A 20,151-nucleotide genomic window follows, 5' to 3' on the forward strand; every position below is an offset into this window, starting at 1 on the left:
CCCGGCCTGTCGCACCGAAGATCGCTCACATGGGTCAGGGCGCCAGGTTCGTCCGGCAGCGGTTGAGCAGGGCACGCAGGGCGGAGCGGTCCTCGGGGTCGAGGCCCGCGAGCATCTGCTCCTCCACCGCCGCGGCACCGGGCTCCACCCGCGCCAGCAGCGCCCGACCCTCGTCGGACAGCCCGATGAGCAGGCGCCGACCGTGCGTCGGGTCGGGACGGCGGACGATCCAGCGGCCGCGTTCCAGGGCCGCGACGAGGTCGCCCATCGCCTGCGCGCTGACGAACGCGTTGCGCGCGAGCTCGGCACTGGTCTGGCCTTCGCGGCGCGCGAGCACGGTCAGCGCGGTCCACTGCGGCACGGTGATGCCGGTGGCGCGCAGCAGCTCGTCGAGGCGGGCCCGCACGGCGAGCTCGACCTGCTTGACGGCGTAGAGCAGTGAGGGACCGTCACGGTGCCCCGCGTCCTGGCCCACCGTCGATCCCCCGTCCCCGTCGGCTTCCGTTGCGACGCGCCACCACCTAATATCAAGCTTCCTGATAATCCTGAGGAGTGTGCCATGACCGCCACCGCGCGTCACACGATGGTGCCGGGTCTCGGGTCCTGGCCCGAGCGACGCGCCCGTGCCGCCGCGCACCGTCCCGCGCTCGTGGGTCCCGACCGCACGGTGACCTACGGCGAGCTGGCCCGCCGGGTCGACCGGCTGGCCGAGGGTCTGCGCGCCCGCGGCGTCGCGCCCGGCGACCGCGTCGCCCAGCTCGGGGTCAACGCCGTCACCGTGCTCGAGACGTTCTTCGCCGTCTGGCGGCTCGGGGCCGTCGTGGTCCCGCTCAACCACCGGCTCGCCGCCGCCGAGATCGCCTACATGCTCGGCGACGCCGGCGCCGCGCTGCTGGTCGTGGGCCCCGACGCCGCAGAGCTCGCCGCCGCGGCCGGGCCGAGCTGCCCCATGCTGCGCACCGACGGCGAGTTCGACGAGATCGCGACGGCGGGCGCCCCGCTGGCGGCACCTCCGGCGGTGACCCCCGACGACCCGGCGGTGCTGCTCTACACCTCGGGCACCACCGGACGCCCCAAGGCCGCGGTGCTCAGCCACGGCAACCTCACCTGGAACACGATCAACCAGCTCGCCGACACCGACGTCGCGAGCACCGACCGCGCGCTGTGCATCGCGCCGCTGTTCCACTGCGTCGGCCTCGGCCAGATCACGTTGCCCACCCTGCTCAAGGGCGGGTCGGTCGAGCCGCTGCCGCGCTTCGACCCCGGCGCCGTGCTCGCCCGCATCGGCGCCGCGGGGATCACCAGCTTCTCGGCCGTGCCGACGATGCTGCAGATGATGGTGGAGCACCCCGGCTGGGAGTCCGCCGAGCTCGGGACGCTGCACACCGTGCTCTACGGCGGCTCCCCGGTGCAGGAGCGCGTGGCGCGGGCCTGGCTGGACCGCGGCGTGCGCCTCCAGCAGGGCTACGGCATGACCGAGGCGTCGCCGGGGGTCTGCATGGTCCCGCGCGGGGGCGACCCCGCCCGTCCCGTCTCGGTCGGCGTGCCGCATTTCTTCACCGACACGGCGATGCTGCGCGACGGCGCCCGCGACGAGCTCCCCGGGACACCGGCCGAGCTCCTCGTGCGCGGGCCCCACGTCTTCTCCGGCTACTGGGGCCGCCCCGAGGAGTCCGCGGCCGCGTTCGTCGACGGCGACTGGTTCCGAACCGGTGACGTGCTGCGGGTCGACGAGGACGGCTGGGCCGAGGTCGTCGACCGCGTCAAGGACGTGATCATCTCCGGCGGCGAGAACATCTACCCGGCCGAGGTCGAGGCCGTGCTCGTGCGCCGCGACGAGGTCGCCGACGCCGCGGTGGTCGGCGTCCCCGACGCGCGCTGGGGCGAGGTCGGGGCCGCGTACGTGCAGGTCCGCGACGGGCAGGCGTTCGACGAGGCCGCCGTGCGCGCCCACCTCGAGGCACACCTGGCGCGCCACAAGATCCCGAAGTACCTGGTCGCCGTGGAGGCGCTGCCGCGCAACGCCACCGGCAAGATCCGTCGGGTCGAGCTGCGGGAGCGTGCGCTGCCCGCCGCCGCCCGGGAAGGAGCCCGATGAGCGAGGCCGTGAGCGGGGACGAGAGCGGGGACGAGAGCGGCGGGGCGCGACCCGACGACGCGGTGGCCGCCCTGCTGCCCCGGTCGCTGACCCTGCAGCGCGAGGGGCCGATCGCGATCCTGCGGCTGGCGCGTCCCGCCAAGCGCAACGCCCTCGACGACGCCACCGTCCTGGGCCTCGAGGCGTTCTTCGCCGCCCCGCCGTCCGACGTCCGCGCGGTCGTGCTCGACGCGGAGGGCGAGCACTTCAGCGCGGGGCTGGACCTCGCCGAGCTCGGCGACACCGACGCCGTCGCCGGCGTCGAGCACTCGCGCTTCTGGCACCGCGTCTTCGACCGCATGGAACGCGGCCGCCTGCCCGTCGTCAGCGTGCTCAAGGGGGCGGTCGTCGGCGGCGGGCTGGAGCTCGCCGCCGCCACCCACGTCCGCGTCGCCGAGTCCGGCGCCTTCTACGCGCTGCCCGAGGCCCGGCACGGCCTGTTCGTCGGCGGCGGGGGCTCGGTGCGGATCCCCCGGCTCATCGGCGTGCCGCGCATGACCGACATGATGCTCACCGGTCGGGTCCTCGACGCCGACGAGGGCCAGCAGCTCGGGATCTCCACCTATCTCACCGAGCCCGGCGGCGGCTTCCCGAAGGCGCTCGAGCTCGCCCACCGCATCGCCGCCAACCCGCCCACGAGCACGTTCGCCGTCCTGCAGGCCCTGCCCCGCATCGCGGCCGCGCGGGACGAGGAGGGGTACCTCATGGAGTCGCTCATGGCCGCCATCTCCTCGAGCAGCGCCGACGCCCAGGACCGCATGTCGGCCTTCCTGGACGGGCACGCGGGGAAGGTCCGCTGATGGCGCCTCCACCCGAGGGCACGGTGACCGCCCGCTTCGTCGCCTGGCTCGAGGCCGAGCGCGGGCTGCGGTTCGACGACTACGACGCCCTGCACCGGTGGTCGGTCACCGACCTCGACGGCTTCTGGTCCGCGATCGCCACGTTCTTCGTCGCGGGATTCCACGACGCCCCGCGGGCGGTGCTCGCGCGCCGCGAGATGCCGGGCGCGGTGTGGTTCCCGGGCGCCACGCTGAACTACGCGGAGCGGGCGCTCGAGGGGCCGGGCGCCGACGGGGACACCGCCCTGATCGCCCACTCCCAGACGCGCGAACCCCAGGAGTGGACCCGCGGCGAGCTGCGTGACGCCGTCGCCCGCGCCCGGGCCGGGCTCCAGCGGCTCGGGGTGCGCCGCGGCGACCGGGTCGTCGCCTACGCCCCGAACATCCCCGAGACCGTGGTCGCGCACCTCGCGGCCGCGAGCCTCGGCGCGGTCTGGGCCTCGTGCGCGCCGGAGTTCGGGGCGCGCAGCGTCATCGACCGGTTCGCGCAGATCGAGCCGACGGTCCTGCTCGCGGTCGGTGGCTACGTCTACGGCGACAAGCCGATCGACCGGACGCGCGAGGTCGCGGCGCTGCGTGCCGCGCTCCCGAGCCTGCGCCACGTCGTCGAGGTGCCCTACGGCCGCGGCGAGGTCCCCGACGCCGTGACGTGGTCGGAGCTGCTCGCCGAGCCCGCGGCGCCGGCCTACGACCCGGTGCCCTTCGACCACCCGCTGGTCGTGCTCTTCTCCTCGGGCACCACCGGCAAGCCGAAGGCGATCGTCCACGGCCACGGCGGGATCACCGTCGAGCACCTCAAGAACCACGGCCTGGCGTGGGACGTCCAGCCGGGCGACCGGATGCTGTGGTTCACGACGACCGCCTGGATGATGTGGAACGCGCTGGTGTCCGGGCTGCTGCACGGCGCGGCGCTGATCCTCGTCGACGGCAACCCGCTGCACCCCGACCTCGCCTGGCAGTGGCGGCTCGCCGCGGCGGCCCGGGCGACCCACTTCGGCGCCTCCCCCGGCTTCCTCATGGCCTGCCGGGCCGAGGGCCTTCACCCCGCACGCGACCACGACCTGCGGTCGCTGCGCCAGGTCTGCGTCGCCGGCAGCCCGCTGCCGCCCGAGGGATACCGCTGGGTCGCCGCCGAGTTCGGCCCGGAGGTCCTGCTCCTCGTCGGCAGCGGCGGCACCGACGTGTGCACCGGGATCGTCCAGGGCGGCCCGTGGCAGGAGGTCGTCGAGGGCGAGATCTCGGGCCCCGAGCTCGGGGTGGACGCGGCCGCGTTCGACGAGGACGGCAACGCGGTCGTCGGCGAGCGCGGCGAGCTCGTCATCCGGGAACCCATGCCGTCGATGCCGCTGTCGTTCTGGGGCGACGAGGACGGCTCGCGGCTGCACGCCGCCTACTTCGACACCTATCCCGGCGTCTGGCGCCACGGCGACTGGGTGCGCTTCTCCCCCACGGGGTCGGTGGTGGTCTCCGGACGCTCGGACGCGACGTTGAACCGGGGTGGCGTCCGGTTGGGTACCGCCGAGTTCTACGCGGTCGTCGAGGAGATGCCCGAGATCGCCGACAGCCTCGTCGTGCACCTCGAGGACCCCGCCGGCGGGCCCGGCGAGCTCCTGCTGTTCGTGGTGCCCGCCCCGGGCCACGAGGTCGACGACGCGCTGGTGGCGCGCATCCGCGCCGAGCTGCGCTCCGCGCTGTCGCCCCGCCACGTGCCCGACCACGTCCACGGCCTGCCCGCGGTGCCCCGCACCCGGACCGGGAAGAAGCTCGAGGTGCCGGCCAAGCGCATCCTGCTCGGCGCCGACCCCGACACCGTCGCGTCCCGCGACTCGCTGGCCGACGCCTCGGCCCTCGACGCATTCGTGGGGCTGGCCCCGGAGCGCACCTCGTGAGGGTCGCCGTCGTCGGGACCGGCGTCATCGGGGCCAGCTGGGCGCGGCTGTTCCTCGCCCACGGCCACGACGTCGTCGCCACCGACCCCGCCCCCGGCGCCGAGGACCGGCTGCGCGCCGAGCTCGGGGCGGCCGAGCGGCTGGCGTTCACCGACGACCCGGCCACCGCGGTCGCCGGCGCGGACTTCGTCCAGGAGAACGGGCCCGAGCGCCTCGAGTTCAAGCACGCGCTGCTCGGCGTGCTCGACCGTGCGACGCGACCCGAGGTGGTGATCGCGAGCAGCTCGTCGATGCTGCGGCCCACCGACCTCGCCCGCGGCGCCCCCGAGCACCCGGAGCGCGTGCTGGTCGGGCACCCGTTCAACCCGCCGCACCTCGTGCCCCTCGTGGAGGTCGTGCCCGGGGAGGCGACGTCGCCGGCGGCGGTGGACGCCGCGACGGCGGTCTACGCCTCGGTGGGCCGGACCCCGCTGCGGCTGCGCGCCGAGCTCCCGGGCCACCTCGCCAACCGCCTGCAGGCGGCGCTCTGGCGCGAGGCGTACTCGCTGGTCGCGCGCGGTGTCGCGACCGTCGCCGACGTCGACACCGCGATCACCGAGGGCCCCGGCCTGCGCTGGGCCGCCCTCGGGCCGATCACCGGCCAGCACCTCTCCGGCGGCGCCGGCGGGCTCGCCCACGTGCTCGAACACCTCGGGCCGGGCACCGAGGCGCTGTGGGCCGACCTGGGGGACGTGACCATGACCCCCGAGCTCGCCGACCGCCTCGTCACGCAGGTGCAACAGGCGGTGGACGGCGCCGACCCCGCCGACCTGCTCGCCCGCCGCGACGCGGTGATCCGCGCCGTCCTGACCGCTCGATCGCAGGAGCAACGCTGATGGACCTCGACGCCCTGACCGCCATCGACGTCCACACCCACGTCGAGCAGGACGCGCACGGCTGCTACGCGCTGACCGACGAGCTGCTCGACGCGTCGGCGCAGTACTTCCGCAGCGATCAGAACCGCACCCCGACCGTCGAGGCGATCGCCGCCCACTACCGCGAGCGGTCGATGGCCGCGGTCGTCTTCACCGTCGATGCGCCCGCGGCCACGGGGCACCCGCCGCTGTCGAGCGAGGAGATCGTCGACCGGGCCGCGGCGTTCCCCGACGTGCTCATCCCGTTCGGGTCGGTCGACCCGCACGGCGGCCGGGCCTCCGTACGCCGGGTACGGACGCTGGTCGAGCGCGGGGCGCGGGGGTTCAAGTTCCATCCCACGTTGCAGGGCTTCGCGCCGAACGACCCGGCCTACTACGCGCTCTACGACGCGATCACCGAGGCCGGCGTGCCGGCACTGTTCCACACCGGGCAGACGGGCATCGGCGCGGGCCTGCCGGGCGGCGCCGGGCTCAAGCTGCGGTACTCCGACCCGATGCTGCTCGACGACGTCGCCGCCGACTTCCCCGACCTCGCCATGATCTTCGCGCACCCGTCGGTGCCCTGGCAGGACGCCGCGATCTCGATCGCGACGCACAAGGCCAACGTGTTCATCGACCTCTCCGGCTGGTCGCCGAAGTACTTTCCGCCCCAGCTCGTGCGGGCCGCGGGCCGTCAGCTGCGCGACAAGGTGCTCTTCGGCTCGGACTTCCCGGTGATCACGCCCGACCGCTGGCTCGCGGCCTTCGCCGACCTCGACGTCCCCGACGACGTGCGCCCGAGGATCCTCAAGGACAACGCGGTGCGGGTGCTCGGGCTGCGCTGACGCGCGGGTCCCCGCGGACGCCACCGCCCTGCGGTGGGGGCGGGGCGACCTACGCCGAAGATCGCGTCGAGGCCGACCGGCGGGGACCGGGCGGCCGTCGTCGGACCCGGTGCGATCATGACCCCAGGTCCCCGCGCTCCCGGCCGACCGGAGCCCGGCCCACGACACGCACGCCCGTCCCCGCGTGGCGATCAGTCGTCGTGCAGGGCCCGGTCCACGGCGGCGACGGCGTCGTTCAGGGCCACGGCGCCCTGGCTGCCGTCGAGCAGATCCTTGAGCTGGATCTCGCCGGCCTCGAGGTCGCGGGCACCGAGCACGAGGGCGTAGCGCGCCCCCGACCGATCGGCCGCCTTCATCGCGCCCTTGAGCCCCTTGTGTCCGTAGGCCAGGTCGGCGCGCACCCCGGCGCGGCGCAGCTGCCCGACGATCGTGACGAGCCGGTCGCGGGCCGCCTCGCCCAGCGGCACGCCGAACACCTCGACCCGCCCGGCCGTCCCCTGCCCGGACTCCTCGGCGCGGCAGGCGAGCAGCGTGCGGTCGACGCCGATGCCGAACCCGACACCGGAGAGGTCCTGCCCCCCGAGCTCGGCCATCAGCCCGTCGTAACGCCCGCCGCCGCCGATCCCCGACTGCGAGCCGAGCCCGTCGTGGACGAACTCGAAGGTCGTCTTCGTGTAGTAGTCGAGACCGCGCACCATCCACGGGTTCTCGACGTAGGCGACCCCCAGGGCGTCGAGGTGGCGCCTGACCTCGGCGTGGTGGGCGGCCGCGGAGTCGGAGAGGTGGTCGACCATCAGCGGGGCGCCCTCGAGCTGCGCGCGGACCTCGGGACGCTTGTCGTCGAGCACCCGCAGCGGGTTGATCCGGGCACGCTCGCGGGTGGGCTCGTCGAGGTCCAGCTTCTCGAGGAAGCGCGTCAGCTCCGCGCGGTACTGCGGCCGCGTCGACGCGTCACCCAGCGACGTGATCTCGAGGCGGTAGCCGCGCAGGCCCAGCGCGCGGAAGCCGGCGTCGGCGACCGCGAGCACCTCGGCGTCCAGCGCCGGGTCGTCGACGCCGATGGCCTCGACGCCCACCTGCTGGAGCTGGCGGAACCGGCCGGCCTGCGGGCGCTCGTAGCGGAAGAACGGCCCGGCGTAGCGCAGCTTGACCGGCAGCCCGCCGCGGTCCAGCCCGTGCTCGATCACCGACCGCACGACGCCGGCGGTGCCCTCGGGCCGCAGCGTCACCGAGCGGCCGCCGCGGTCGTCGAACGAGTACATCTCCTTGGACACGACGTCGGTCGACTCCCCCACGCCGCGGGCGTAGAGGGCGGTCTCCTCGAAGACCGGCAGCTCGATGTGGGCGTAGCCCGCCCGGTCGGCCTCGCGGACGAGGGTGTCGCGGACGGCGGTGAACTCGGGCCCGACGTACTCGGGGATGCCCTTGGGGGCGCGGAAGCCCCCGGGCGGGACGGCCGTCACAGGTGGCGTCCGGGGGCGTGGCTCAGGCCCTGGACGAAGGGGTTGGTGTCCCGCTCCTGGCCAACGGTGGTCATCGGACCGTGGCCCGGCAGCACCGCGGTGTCGTCGGGCAGGCTGAGGATCTTGTCGCGGAGCGAGGCCATCATCTCGTCCATCGACCCGCCGGGCAGGTCGGTGCGCCCGATCCCGCCCTGGAAGAGCGTGTCGCCGGCGAGCAGGAAGGGACGGTCGTCCTCGGTGGCCGAGCGGAACACCACGGAGCCACGGGTGTGGCCCGGCGTGTGGTCCACGGAGAGGCGCAGGCCGGCGAGCTCGAGGTCGGCGCCGTCATCGAGGGTGCGCACGTGGCGGGGCTCGCGGAACTCCAGGCCCGGGTACATCGCCGCGAGCTGGGCGCCCATCGGTCCGACACCGGCCAGCGGGTCGGCGAGCATCGAGCGGTCCTCGGGGTGGATCCAGGCCGGGATGTCGTCGCCGTCGCCCACCGGCGTCACCGACCACATGTGGTCGAGGTGCCCGTGGGTCAGCAGGACGGCGACCGGCGAGAGCCGGTGGCGCGCGATGACCTCGCGCAGCCCCTCCTCGGCGTCCTGGCCGGGGTCGACGACCACGCAGGACTCCCCGGGGCCGGGCGCGACCACGTAGCAGTTGGTCTGGAACACCCCGGCCGCGAAGGCCTCGACCAGCACGTCCTCGTCCTCCTCGGCATCGGTCCGGCCGCTCGGCTCGGTCCCGTCCACCCTAGTCGAGGGGCGCACCCGGCTCCGGCGGCGCGGTTCCTACGATGTCCGCCGTGCCGACGAACGAGCAGCGCCGGAAGGCCGCCAAGCGCAAGCTGGAACGCCAGATCGAGCGGCGTGCCGAGCGGGCCCGGCGCCGTCGGCAGCGCCTGACGCTGATCTCGGTCGTCGCCGTCGTCGCGGTGGTCGCCCTCGCCGCGGGCATCTACCTCGCCGTGTCGGGCTCCGACGAGCCCCCACCCGCCGCGGCCCCCGCGGTGTGCCAGTACAACCCGGCGGAGCCCGCGGCCAAGCCCAACACTCCGCCCGACCCGAATCCCCCGACGACCGGTACGGTCGGCGTCACCCTGCAGACCTCGCAGGGCGCGATCCCGATGACCCTCGACCGCGCGTCGGCACCCTGCGCGGTCAACGCGGTGGTGAGCCTCGCCGAGCAGGGCTTCTACGACGACACCCCGTGCCCCCGGCTCGTCACCAGCCAGGGGCTGCAGGTGCTCCAGTGCGGGGACCCGACCGGGACCGGCGCGGGCGGGCCCGGATACCAGTACGCCGAGGAGCCGCCGCAGAACCTGCCGCCGTACCCCGGCGCCGAGGGCCAGGCGTCGACCTACGCGCGCGGGCTGGTGGCCATGGCCAAGAGCGCGCAGCCGGGGTCGACGGGCAGCCAGTTCTTCCTCGTCTACGGCGACTCGGCGCTGCCGCCCGAGTACTCCGTCATCGGGCGGATCGCGACCGAGGGCCTGAACGTCCTCGACCGCGTCGCCGCCGGGGGCGACGACGGCTCGAACCAGGCAGGCGGCGGGGCGCCGCGCATCCCGGTGCAGATCCAGCGCGCCGTGGTCGAGGCGCCGGCACCCTGACGTCGGCAGCGGAGCGGCAGCGATCTGACAGCGGGCCCCGGGACCGTCGGGACACCGCGCCGGACCAGCGGCGCGGACCCGACGAGAGGACACCGTCATGCCCACGTTCACCGGTGCCGCCGGCCGCGTCTTCCACGACACGTGGCGTCCCAGCGGCGAGATCCGCGGAACCGTCGTGCTGCTCCACGGCTACGGGGAGTACCTCGAGCTCTACGACGCCCTGGCGCGCCGGCTCACGGCGCACGGGCAGGTCGTGCACGCCCTCGACGCGGTGGGCCACGGCCGCAGCGACGGCGAGCGCGCGCTGATCCCGACGTGGGACATCTACGTCGACGACGCGCGGGTTCTCGCCCGGATCGCCCGTGACGAGGACCCCGGCGTCCCGCTGACCGTGATCGGGCACTCCGCAGGCGGGGTGGCCACCACCCTGCTCGCGTTGCGCTCGCCCGAGGTCGCCGACGCCCTCGTGCTCTCCGGCGCGCCGCTGCGCCCGCAGGAGTGGATCCACGAGTGGCTCGCGGCCGGCGAGCCGGAGACCCCGGCCGAGGACCCGCGCGAGGCGCTGAGCACGCACCCCGAGTACGTCGACGCGCTCATGCACCACCCGCTGACCTACCACGGCGGCTTCCGTCGCGAGACGCTGCTCGCGGTCACGCAGACCTGGCCGGAGATCGCCGCGGGGCTGGCCGACGGGCGGCCGGGCGTCCCGGTGCTGCTCGTGCACGGCGAAGCGGACCCGGTCGTGCCGGTGGAGCACTCGCGGCAGACGGCGGCGCAGCTGCCCGACGCCCGGGTCGTCACCTTCCCCGCTGACCTCCACGACGTCCTCAACGAGCACGACCGCGACACCGTGCACGACGCCGTGGTCGCGTTCGTCGACGAGGTGACGGCGTCCGTCGCCACCGATTCGTCCAGGACCGAGGCCGTACCGGCGCCCTAGCAACTGCGGGCCGGTCAGGCGCTCAGGGGCAGGGCGCCGGGGTGCAGGGGGGCGGGGAGGTCGGTGCTGCCCTCGGGGTCGAGGTAGCGGTCGACCGCGGCGGCGGCCGAGCGGCCCTCGGCGATGGCCCAGACGATCAGCGAGGCCCCGCGGTGGGCGTCGCCGCAGACGAAGACGCCGGGCGCGTCGGTCTGCCAGTCCGAGCCGCAGCCGATCGCGCCCTTGGGGTTGCGCTCCAGCCCCAGCCGCGGCAGCAGCGGCATGTCGTCGGGACCGGTGAAGCCGATGGAGAACAGCACGAGGTCGCACGGCATCTCGTGCACCTCCTCGGAGGTGGGCACGACCTCGCGGCGTCCGTCGGCGTCGCGGCGCACCTCCACCGACGACAGCTCCACCGCCCGCACGTGGCCGCGCTCGTCGCCGACGAAGCGGCGCACGGCGGTGGCGAACAGCCGCTCGCCGCCCTCCTCCAGCGCCGGCGGGGTGCGGAACACGTAGGGCCAGGTCGGCCACGGCGAGCTCGAGTCCTGGCGTGTCTTCGGGGGCGGCGGGTACTGGTCGAGCTGGTGCACGCCGATCGCGCCCTGGCGGGTGGCGGTGCCGTAGCAGTCGGCGCCGGTGTCGCCGCCCCCGATGATCACGACGTTCTTGCCCCGCGCGTTGATCGGCGATGGCCCGTCGCCCTCCTGCTCGCGGTTGGCGGGCACGAGGTACTCCATGGCCAGGTGGATGCCGTCGAGGTCGCGCCCGGGGATCGTCCGGTCGTCGCGCCCCTGCAGCGCGCCGACCGCGAGCACCACGGCGTCGTACTCGGCGCGCAGGCGTTCGACCGACAGCACAGTGCCACCGTCCCGCCCACCCGGCTCGCCGCCCACCTCACAGTTGACGACGAACCGGGTGCCCTCGGCCCGCATCTGCTCGAGGCGCCGGTCGACCTCCCATTTCTCGAACTTGTACTCGGGGATGCCGTAGCGCATCAGCCCGCCGAGGCGGTCGTCGCGCTCGTAGACGGTGACCTCGTGCCCGGCGCGCGTGAGCTGCTGGGCGGCGGCGAGCCCGGCCGGGCCGGAGCCGACGACGGCGACGCGCCTGCCGGTGTGGTTCGACGGTGGCTGCGGCTCGACGAGCCCGTCGGCCCAGCCGTTCTCGGCGATCGACCACTCGACGCGCTTGATGGCGACCGGCCCGGGCTGGCTGGTGATCGAGAGGACGCACGCGGCCTCGCACGGCGCCGGGCACAGGGCGCCGGTGAACTCCGGGAAGTTGTTGGTGGCGTGCAGCCGCTCCGAGGCACGGCCCCACTCGCCGCGGCGGACGTGGTCGTTCCACTCGGGGATGAGATTGCCGAGCGGGCAGCCGGCGCCGCCGGAGTGGCAGAACGGGATGCCGCAGTCCATGCACCGGGCGGCCTGGACCATCGTGCCCTCGCGGACCGCGGGGTCGGTGAGCGGCGCGTAGAGCTCGTGCCAATCGGTGCGCCGCTCCTCGATGGGGCGCTTGGGGTTGTCCTCCCGCTCGTACTTGAGGAACCCGCGCGGATCAGCCACCGGCCGCCACCTCCATGATCACCTCGTCGGGGTCGCGGCCCTCCGCCTGGGCCCGCTGGGTCGCGTCGAGGACGCGCTGGAAGTCCTGCGGCATGACCTTGGTGAAGTGCCCGACCTGCGCGGCCCAGTCGTCGAGCAGCGCCGCGGCCCGCGGCGAGCCCGTGAGGTCGCGGTGGCGTTCCACGACCGCCCGCAGCCAGTCGGCGTCGTCGTCGGAGAGCTCCTGCAGGTCGACCATCTCCTGGTTGACCCGGATCTCGGGCAGGTCGAGCACGAAGGCGATGCCGCCCGACATGCCCGCGCCGAGATTGCGGCCGGTGGAGCCGAGCACGACCACCCGACCACCGGTCATGTACTCGCAGGCGTGGTCGCCGGTGCCCTCCACCACGGCCAGCGCGCCGGAGTTGCGCACGCAGAACCGCTCGCCCACCTGGCCGCGCAGGAAGACCTCGCCGCCCGTCGCCCCGTAGGCGATGACGTTGCCGGCGACGACGTGGCGTTCGTCGCAGCCAGGACGGTCGACGCTGCCCGCGAACGGGGCCCGGTCGTCGGGCCGCACGATCACCCGGCCGCCGGAGAGGCCCTTGGCCAGGTAGTCGTTGGCGTCGCCGACGAGGTCGAGGGTCATCCCCGGCGGCAGGAACGCGCCGAACGACTGTCCGGCCGAGCCGTGGAACTCGACGTGGATCGTGTCGTCGGGCAGCCCCTCGCGCCCGTAGCGGCGCGTGACCTCGGCGCCGGTGAGCGTGCCGACGGTGCGGTTGACGTTGCGGATCGGCATCTCCAGGCGCACGGGGGTCGCGTCGGCCAGCGCGCCCTCCGCGAGCTGCATCAGCGTCCGGTCGAGCGCCTTGTCGAGCCCGTGGTCCTGCGGGCGGGTGCGGATGCGGTCGGTGGGCGCGCCCTCGGGCACGTCGGGGACCGCGAACAGCGGCGTCAGGTCGATGCCGCGGGCCTTCCAGTTCTCGACCGCCTCGCGGCCGTCGATGAGCTCGGCGTGCCCGATGGCCTCGTCCAGCGAGCGGAAGCCCAGCTCGGCGAGGTGCTCGCGGACCTCCTCGGCGACGAACCAGAAGAAGTTCTCGACGAACTCGGGCTTGCCCGTGTACCGCCTGCGCAGCTCCGGGTTCTGGGTGGCCACGCCCACCGGGCAGGTGTCGAGGTGGCAGACGCGCATCATGATGCAGCCGTTGACCACCAGCGGGGCGGTGGAGAAGCCGTACTCCTCGGCGCCGAGCAGCGCACCGATCACGACGTCGCGGCCGGTCTTCATCTGGCCGTCGACCTGGACGGTGATCCGGTCGCGCAGCCCGTTGACCATCAGCGTCTGCTGGGTGTCGGCCAGGCCGATCTCCCACGGGCTGCCGGCGTGCTTGAGCGAGGTCAGCGGCGCGGCCCCGGTGCCGCCCTCCCACCCGGAGATCAGGACCACGTCACTGTGGGCCTTCGCCACCCCGGCGGCCACCGTGCCGACGCCCACCGACGACACCAGCTTGACGTGGATCCGGGCGTGCTCGTTGGCGTTCTTGAGGTCGTGGACGAGCTGCTTGAGGTCCTCGATGGAGTAGATGTCGTGGTGCGGGGGCGGGGAGATCAGCCCCACTCCCGGCGTCGAGTACCGCACCTCCGCGATCCAGGGGTAGACCTTCTGGCCGGCCAGCTGGCCGCCCTCGCCCGGCTTCGCGCCCTGGGCCATCTTGATCTGGATGTCCGTGGCGTTGACCAGGTACTCGCTGGTCACGCCGAAGCGCCCGGACGCGACCTGCTTGATCGACGACCGCTTCGACGGGTCGTACAGCCGGACCGGGTCCTCGCCGCCCTCACCGGTGTTGGACTTGCCGCCGATGTTGTTCATGGCGATCGCGAGGTCGGTGTGCGCCTCGGCGGAGATCGAGCCGTAGGACATCGCCCCGGTCGCGAAGCGCTTGACGATCTCGGTGGCCGGCTCGACCTGCTCGAGCGGGATCGGGGTGCACCGCTCGGTGCGCAGCCGGAACATGCCGCGCAGCGCGCCACCCGACTCGATCAGGCGGTTGGCCTCCGCGGTGTACCGCTTGAACACGTCCCACTGCCTGGTCCGCGTGGAGTGCTGCAGCAGGAACACCGTCTCGGGGCTGAACAGGTGCAGCTCGCCCTCCCGGCGGTAGGCGTACTCGCCGCCGACCTCGAGCTTGCGGTGCTTGCGCTCCCCCGGGTTGTCCGGATACGCCCGCCGGTGCCGCTCCGCGGTCTCGCGGGCCACGAGGTCCAGGCCACCGCCGCCGAGCTTCGACGACGTGCCGGTGAAGAACTCGTCGACGAACTCCTGCGAGAGCCCCAGCGCCTCGAACGCCTGGGCGGCGGTGTAGCCGGAGACGGTCGAGATGCCCATCTTGGACATGACCTTGCGGACGCCCTTGACCAGCGCCGCGACGTAGCGCTGGATCGCCTCGGCGCACTCGACGCCCTGCAGCCACCCACCCGCGATCATGTCCTCGATCGACTCGAAGGCCAGGTACGGGTTCACCGCCGCCGCCCCGTAGCCCAGCAGCAGTGCGACGTGGTGGACCTCGCGGGCGTCGCCGCACTCGGCGACGAGCGCGACCTGGGTGCGCTCGCGGGTGCCGACCAGGTGGTGGTGCACGGCCGAGACCAGCAGCAACGCCGGGATCGGGGCCCACTGCTCGTCGGAGTCGCGGTCGGAGAGCACGAGGATGCGCTTGCCGTGCGCGATCGCCTCCGACGCCTCCCGGCACACGCGGTCGAGCGCCTCGCGCAACGCCTCCTCGCCGCCGGCGACCCGGTACAGGCCGCTGAGGACCGTGGCGGCGAAGCCCGGCATGTCGCCGTCGTCGTTGATGTGGATGAGCTTGGCCAGCTCGTCGTTGTCGATCACCGGGTCGGGAAGCACGACCTGGCGGCACGACGCGGGGCCGGGGTGGAACAGGTTCTGCTCGGGGCCGATCGCCCGGGCCATCGAGGTGACGAGCTCCTCGCGGATGGCGTCCAGCGGCGGGTTGGTGACCTGGGCGAAGAGCTGGACGAAGTAGTCGTAGAGCAGCCGGGCCCGGCTCGAGAGCGCGGCGGTGGGGGTGTCGGTGCCCATCGAGCCCAGCGGCTCGGCGCCCGTCGTGGCCATCGGTGCGAGGAGGATGCGCTGCTCCTCCTCGGTGTAGCCGAACATCTGCTGGCGGCGCATCACCGACTCGTGGGTGTGCACCACGTGCTCGCGGTCGGGCAGCTCGTCGAGGCGGATCAGCCCCGCGTGCAGCCACTCGCCGTAGGGCTCGGCGGCGGCGAGGTCGCTCTTGTAGGCGTCGTCGTCGACGATCGCCGCAGCACCCTCCCCCGTCGCTCCGCTCGCCCCGCGCCGCGTGTCGACCAGGAACATCCGCCCCGGCCGCAGGCGACCCTTGGCGAGCACCTGGTCGGGCTCGACGTCGAGGACGCCGGACTCGCTGGCCAGCACCACGCGGTCGTCGGCGAGCTGCCACCACCGCGCCGGGCGCAGCCCGTTGCGGTCGAGGGTGGCGCCCATGAGCGTGCCGTCGGTGAACACCACCGCGGCCGGGCCGTCCCAGGGCTCCATGAGCGTGGCGTGGAAGCGGTAGAAGTCGCGCTGGTCGGCCGGCATCTCGGCGTGGTTCTCCCACGCCTCCGGCATCATCATCATCACCGCGTGCGGCAGCGGCCGGCCCCCGAGCGAGAGCAGCTCGAGGACCTCGTCGAAACTCGCCGAGTCGGACGCGTCCTCGGGGCAGACCGGCATCGCCCGCTGCAGGTCGCCGGGGAAGAGGTCGGTGCCGAGCAGCGCCTCGCGGGCCCGCATGCGGTTGCGGTTGCCGCGGATGGTGTTGATCTCGCCGTTGTGCGCCATGCACCGGTACGGGTGCGCCAGCGGCCAGGACGGGAACGTGTTGGTGGAGAAGCGGCTGTGCACCACCGCGATCGCGCTGACCAGGCGCTCGTCGCGCAGGTCGCCGAAGAACAGGGGCAGCTGGTCGGTGGTCAGCATGCCCTTGTACGTCATGGTCCGGCTCGACAGCGACGCGAGGTAGAGCCCGCAGCCCGCCTCCTGGGAGTCGCGCTCGGCGCGCTTGCGCACGATCCAGGCGAGCCGGTCGAGCGCGATGCCCGTGACCGAACGGTCGGGGGTCGCGACGACGATCTGGGCGAACCGCGGCATGGCGCCGCGGGCCACCGAGCCGACCTCGGCGCCCTCGGGGTCGACGGGCACGTCGCGCCAGCCGAGGACCACGAGGCCCTCCTCGGCGACGACGCGCTCGAGCAACGACACCGCCTTGGCGTGGGCGTCCTCGTCGACGGGCAGGAAGGCCAGTCCGGTGGCGTAGGCCAGCTCGGTGACCGGCACGCCATGCCCATCGCCACGCCCACCGCCACGCCCATCGCCATGCCCATCGCCATGGCCATCGGGGCCGTCGGGTCCGGAGCCGCCGGGGCCGGTGACCGGTGCGGGGAGCTCGAAGTCGACCGTCGCCCGGATCAGGGCGTCGGGGACCTGCACCATGATCCCGGCGCCGTCGCCGGTGGTGGGCTCGCTGCCCGCCGCCCCGCGGTGGTCGAGGTTGTGCAGCACGTGGAGCGCGTCGGCAACGATGCCGTGGCTGCGCTCTCCCTTGACGTGCGCGACCGCGCCGACACCACAGGCGTCGTGTTCGTAGGCGGGGTCGTAGAGACCCTGCCGGCCCGGCGTCGGAGCTGCAGGGGATACAGCCATCCGGTGCCTCCTCGTCGTCACGCGGACGGGTGGTGGGGTGACCCGGGGACGACGGTGGCCCAGGACGGGTGCGCGGCGGATCCGTGCGCGGTCCCGGCGATCGGGATCGGTCAAGGACCGGCGGCGCGGGACCCCGACGTCCTGCGCGGTGCCCGACCGATGCTAGACGGTCGGGCGGCCCGCGGCAGGGTGCGCCGGTGAGGCGGAGACGTCAGTTCTCGGGACGTCAGTTCTCGGGACGTCAGTTCTCGGGACGTCAGTTCTCGGGACGTCAGTTCTTGGCGGCCGACGGGGGCTCCGCCGGCACGTCGTTCTCCTGCTGGGGGTCGGCGGGCTCGGCGTCGACGCTGCTGGCATCCGCGGAACCGCCCTTGCCGCCCGGCGCGGAGGCGGGCGACCTCTCGGTGAGGCGCACCTCGGCCTCGTTCTGCGAGCGCTGGTCCTCGTCCGGATCCCCGGTACTCCCGTTGCGTGCCACGGGATCGGGCGTACCCCCACCGTCGTCCGCCGAACCCGAGTCGCCGTCGGGAGCCTCGGCGGCCCGGCCGAACACCTCGCGCGGCCCGCGGACCCACCACAGGTAGGCCACGGCGCCCAGGAAGACGACCGCGGAGACCACCACGTTGATCCGCACGTCGCCGAACACCCGGGTGGCCGGGTCGGTGCGCATCAGCTCGATGACGAAGCGGCCTGCGGTGTAGCCGGCGACGTAGAGGGCGAACGCCCGCCCGCGGGACAGGCGGAAGCGGCGGTCGGCCCACACGACCAGCGCCGCGACCGCGAGGTTCCAGAGCAGCTCGTAGAGGAAGGTCGGGTGCACGACCGCGATCGGCGTGGTGTCCACCGCGACGCCGGTCAGGTTGTCCGGCGCCCCCGTCACGGGGTCGACGCGGCGGTAGAGCTCGAGACCCCAGGGCAGCGTGGTGGGCGCGCCGTAGAGCTCCTGGTTGAACCAGTTGCCCAGCCGGCCGATGGCCTGCGCCGTCACGATGCCGGGCGCGGCCGCGTCGGCGAACGCCGTCAGCGGCACCCCGCGGCGCCGGCAGGCGATCCAGGCTCCGACTCCCCCGAATGCGATCGCGCCCCAGATGCCGAGCCCGCCCTGCCAGATGTAGAGCGCGGCCACCGGGTCCCCGCCCGGCCCGAAGTACGTCGGCCAGTCGGTGGCGACGTGGTAGAGCCGACCACCGACGAGACCGAACGGGACCGCGAACACGGCGACGTCGGTGACCGTGCCGGGCTCCCCGCCACGGGCGACGAAACGTCGCTCGGTCCAGAGGATCGCCACGACGATGCCGGCGATGATGCACAGGGCGTAAGCCCGCAGCGGGATCGGCCCGACCTGCCAGACGCCCTGCGGGGGGCTGGGCAGGTAGGTGGGCAGGGCAGCGGGCAGGGCAGCGGGCAGGACGAGCGCTGTCTGCACCACGGAGAGCACGACCTCCACGCTATCGCCCGGCGGTCAGCGCCCGGTGTGACGGCCCCGGACCGCGCCGGTCCGGATCGGCGCGGGTCGGCGTGCCGTCGGTGAGTGCGTGCTCGCGGGGAGTGCCCGACGCATCCGTCCCGGCGCAGGGGTGCCGCTGTCCGCGTCGTCGCGCCGGCGGCGCGTTCAGCGGGTCGGTCGACGCGGTCCCGGCGGGGGACGGGGCACACTGCGGGTGGTCCGACCGTCGGGGAGGCCCGCCGTGCACGGTGACGAGCGGCAGGGTGGCGAGCGAGCCGTGACCGCCGCGCCCTCGGTGCCGCTCTCGTCGGCCGCCGGTCGCTGGCTGGTGGTCGCCGCCGCCCTCGGCTCCGGGATCGCGTTCCTCGACGGCTCCGTGGTCAACGTCGCCCTGCCGGCGATCGGCGACGAGCTCGGCGGAGGGTTCTCGGTCCTCCAGTGGGTGCTCGACGGGTACCTGCTCACGCTCAGCGCGCTGCTCCTGCTCGGCGGGGCACTCGGCGACCGCTACGGGCGACGCCGGGTCTTCCTGCTCGGCCTGGTCGTGTTCACCCTCGCCTCGCTGGGGTGCGGGCTCGCGCCGAGCGGGCAGGCGCTGATCCTCGGTCGGCTCGTGCAGGGCGTCGGCGGCGCGCTGCTGATCCCCGGCAGCCTCGCGCTGATCGACTCCGTCATCCGGCACGAGGACCGCGGGCGTGCGATCGGCACGTGGGCCGGGCTCAGCGGTGTCGCCGCCGCCCTGGGCCCGTTCCTGGGCGGCTGGCTCGTCGACGCGGCCTCGTGGCGCTGGGTGTTCCTCATCAACGTGCCGCTGGCCGTCGCCGCGTACGCGGTCACGACGCGCCACGTCCCCGAGACCCGCGACCCCTCGGTGACCGGCTCGCTCGACGTCGCCGGCGCGATCGCGGCCACCATCGGCCTCGGCGGGGTCGTCTACGGCCTCATCGAGGCCCCGGTCCGCGGCTGGGACGTGGTGACGGTCGGCGCCACGGTCGCCGGGGTGCTGGCACTGGCCGCCTTCCCGGTGATCGAGCTGCGGGCCGCGGCTCCGCTGATCCCCCTGTCGTTGTTCCGCTCCGCGCAGTTCACCGGCGCGAACCTGGTGACCTTCGCCGTCTACACCGCGCTCGGCGGCGCGCTGTTCCTGCTCGCCCTGCAGCTGCAGCGGACCCTGGGGTGGTCGGCGCTGGCCGCGGGGCTCGCGTTCCTCCCCTTCACCGTGATCATGTTGCTGCTCTCCGGCCGCGTCGGCGCGCTCGCCCAACGGGTGGGACCGCGCTGGCCCATGACCCTCGGGCCGATCGTGGCCGGTGCCGGACTCGCGCTGCTGGTCCGGGTCGTGCCCGGCGCCGGCTACGTCACCGCGGTGCTCCCGGCCGTCGTCGTGTTCGGTCTCGGGATGGCCGTCACCGTGGCCCCCCTGACCGCCACGGTCCTCGCCTCGGTGCCGCCCGAGCGCGTCGGCGCCGCCTCCGGGGCCAACAACGCCATCTCGCGCGTCGCGAGCCTGCTCGCCGTGGCCGTCCTCCCGTTGGCCGTCGGCCTCGACGGCAGCGGGGACGGGCCGCTGGGCCCCGGCTTCGCGCGGGCCATGCTCGTCTCGGCCGTCCTCTGCGTGCTCGGCGGTGCGGTCGCCTTCGTCACGATCAGCCGCGGCGCCCGTGTCCCGACCCACGTCCTGCCCGGGCTCCACCAGCCGTGCACCTCGGGGCAGCAGGCGCCGGCACCGACGAGCCGCACCGCTCCGCGGCCCCCGTCCGCCTGAGGGCCGGAACCCGTACGGCCCGCGGAATCCGTCCGTGGCAGATCCGACACGGCCGGTGAGCAATTCCCG

At 74.2% G+C, this 20,151-nt stretch carries 14 protein-coding genes; 8 read left to right on the forward strand and 6 right to left on the reverse strand.

Annotated features, from left to right (window positions below):
- Positions 1–34: 34 nt before the first annotated feature.
- Positions 35–475 (reverse strand): MarR family winged helix-turn-helix transcriptional regulator, encoded by a 441-nt coding sequence (locus C8D89_RS30720; RefSeq protein ID WP_116707574.1) that lies wholly within the window; start codon positions 473–475, stop codon positions 35–37.
- Positions 476–559: 84 nt separating this feature from the next.
- On the opposite strand from C8D89_RS30720, the gene C8D89_RS07985 reads away from it, so the two are divergent.
- Genes C8D89_RS07985 through C8D89_RS08005 form a run of 5 tightly spaced genes read left to right on the forward strand, consistent with a single transcriptional unit; the run spans position 560 to position 6,603 of the window.
- Entirely contained in the window at positions 560–2,098 is a 1,539-nt protein-coding gene (locus C8D89_RS07985; protein WP_243417940.1) for an acyl-CoA synthetase, read from the forward strand.
- Positions 2,095–2,937 carry a crotonase/enoyl-CoA hydratase family protein gene (locus C8D89_RS07990; RefSeq protein ID WP_116707575.1) on the forward strand — a complete coding sequence of 281 codons (843 nt, stop codon included), beginning with the start codon at positions 2,095–2,097 and terminating at the stop codon, positions 2,935–2,937. The genes C8D89_RS07985 and C8D89_RS07990 overlap by 4 nt, the downstream gene beginning before the upstream one ends.
- A complete protein-coding gene (locus C8D89_RS07995; RefSeq protein ID WP_116707576.1) occupies positions 2,937–4,865 on the forward strand; it encodes an acetoacetate--CoA ligase in 1,929 nt (642 codons plus the stop codon). The genes C8D89_RS07990 and C8D89_RS07995 overlap by 1 nt, the downstream gene beginning before the upstream one ends.
- Entirely contained in the window at positions 4,862–5,740 is an 879-nt protein-coding gene (locus tag C8D89_RS08000; protein ID WP_207787120.1) for a 3-hydroxyacyl-CoA dehydrogenase NAD-binding domain-containing protein, read from the forward strand. The genes C8D89_RS07995 and C8D89_RS08000 overlap by 4 nt, the downstream gene beginning before the upstream one ends.
- Complete coding sequence (locus C8D89_RS08005) at positions 5,740–6,603, forward strand: amidohydrolase family protein (RefSeq protein ID WP_116707577.1); 864 nt, start codon at positions 5,740–5,742, stop codon at positions 6,601–6,603. The genes C8D89_RS08000 and C8D89_RS08005 overlap by 1 nt, the downstream gene beginning before the upstream one ends.
- A gap of 191 nt (positions 6,604–6,794) precedes the next feature.
- Here C8D89_RS08005 and hisS read toward each other — a convergent pair whose 3' ends face one another.
- Positions 6,795–8,066, reverse strand: coding sequence for a histidine--tRNA ligase (gene hisS, locus C8D89_RS08010; RefSeq protein ID WP_116707578.1), 1,272 nt, complete (start codon positions 8,064–8,066; stop codon positions 6,795–6,797).
- On the reverse strand, positions 8,063–8,755 hold the full coding sequence (locus C8D89_RS08015) for an MBL fold metallo-hydrolase (protein ID WP_116707797.1): 693 nt from the start codon (positions 8,753–8,755) through the stop codon (positions 8,063–8,065). Before C8D89_RS08015 ends, hisS begins: the two co-directional genes overlap by 4 nt.
- 104 nt (positions 8,756–8,859) lie before the next feature.
- On the opposite strand from C8D89_RS08015, the gene C8D89_RS08020 reads away from it, so the two are divergent.
- Positions 8,860–9,666, forward strand: coding sequence for a peptidylprolyl isomerase (locus tag C8D89_RS08020; protein ID WP_116707798.1), 807 nt, complete (start codon positions 8,860–8,862; stop codon positions 9,664–9,666).
- A 97-nt stretch (positions 9,667–9,763) separates the two neighbouring features.
- On the forward strand, positions 9,764–10,606 hold the full coding sequence (locus tag C8D89_RS08025) for an alpha/beta fold hydrolase (protein WP_116707579.1): 843 nt from the start codon (positions 9,764–9,766) through the stop codon (positions 10,604–10,606).
- A 14-nt stretch (positions 10,607–10,620) separates the two neighbouring features.
- Here the strand turns inward: C8D89_RS08025 and C8D89_RS08030 are convergent, their stop codons facing one another.
- The 3 genes from C8D89_RS08030 to lgt all read right to left on the reverse strand — a co-directional run bounded on the left by C8D89_RS08030 (position 10,621) and on the right by lgt (position 18,299).
- Positions 10,621–12,153, reverse strand: coding sequence for a glutamate synthase subunit beta (locus C8D89_RS08030; protein ID WP_116707580.1), 1,533 nt, complete (start codon positions 12,151–12,153; stop codon positions 10,621–10,623).
- Positions 12,146–16,870, reverse strand: coding sequence for a glutamate synthase large subunit (gene gltB / locus C8D89_RS08035; protein WP_116707581.1), 4,725 nt, complete (start codon positions 16,868–16,870; stop codon positions 12,146–12,148). Before gltB ends, C8D89_RS08030 begins: the two co-directional genes overlap by 8 nt.
- Positions 16,871–17,141: 271 nt before the next feature.
- Complete coding sequence (lgt, locus tag C8D89_RS08040) at positions 17,142–18,299, reverse strand: prolipoprotein diacylglyceryl transferase (protein WP_423716862.1); 1,158 nt, start codon at positions 18,297–18,299, stop codon at positions 17,142–17,144.
- Positions 18,300–18,594: 295 nt separating this feature from the next.
- Here lgt and C8D89_RS08045 point away from each other — a divergent pair, with 295 nt between their 5' ends.
- Positions 18,595–20,082, forward strand: coding sequence for a DHA2 family efflux MFS transporter permease subunit (locus C8D89_RS08045; protein WP_116707800.1), 1,488 nt, complete (start codon positions 18,595–18,597; stop codon positions 20,080–20,082).
- Positions 20,083–20,151 lie beyond the last annotated feature (69 nt).

This window comes from Actinomycetospora cinnamomea, from assembly GCF_003096675.1.
Taxonomy (GTDB): Bacteria; Actinomycetota; Actinomycetes; order Mycobacteriales; family Pseudonocardiaceae; genus Actinomycetospora; species Actinomycetospora cinnamomea.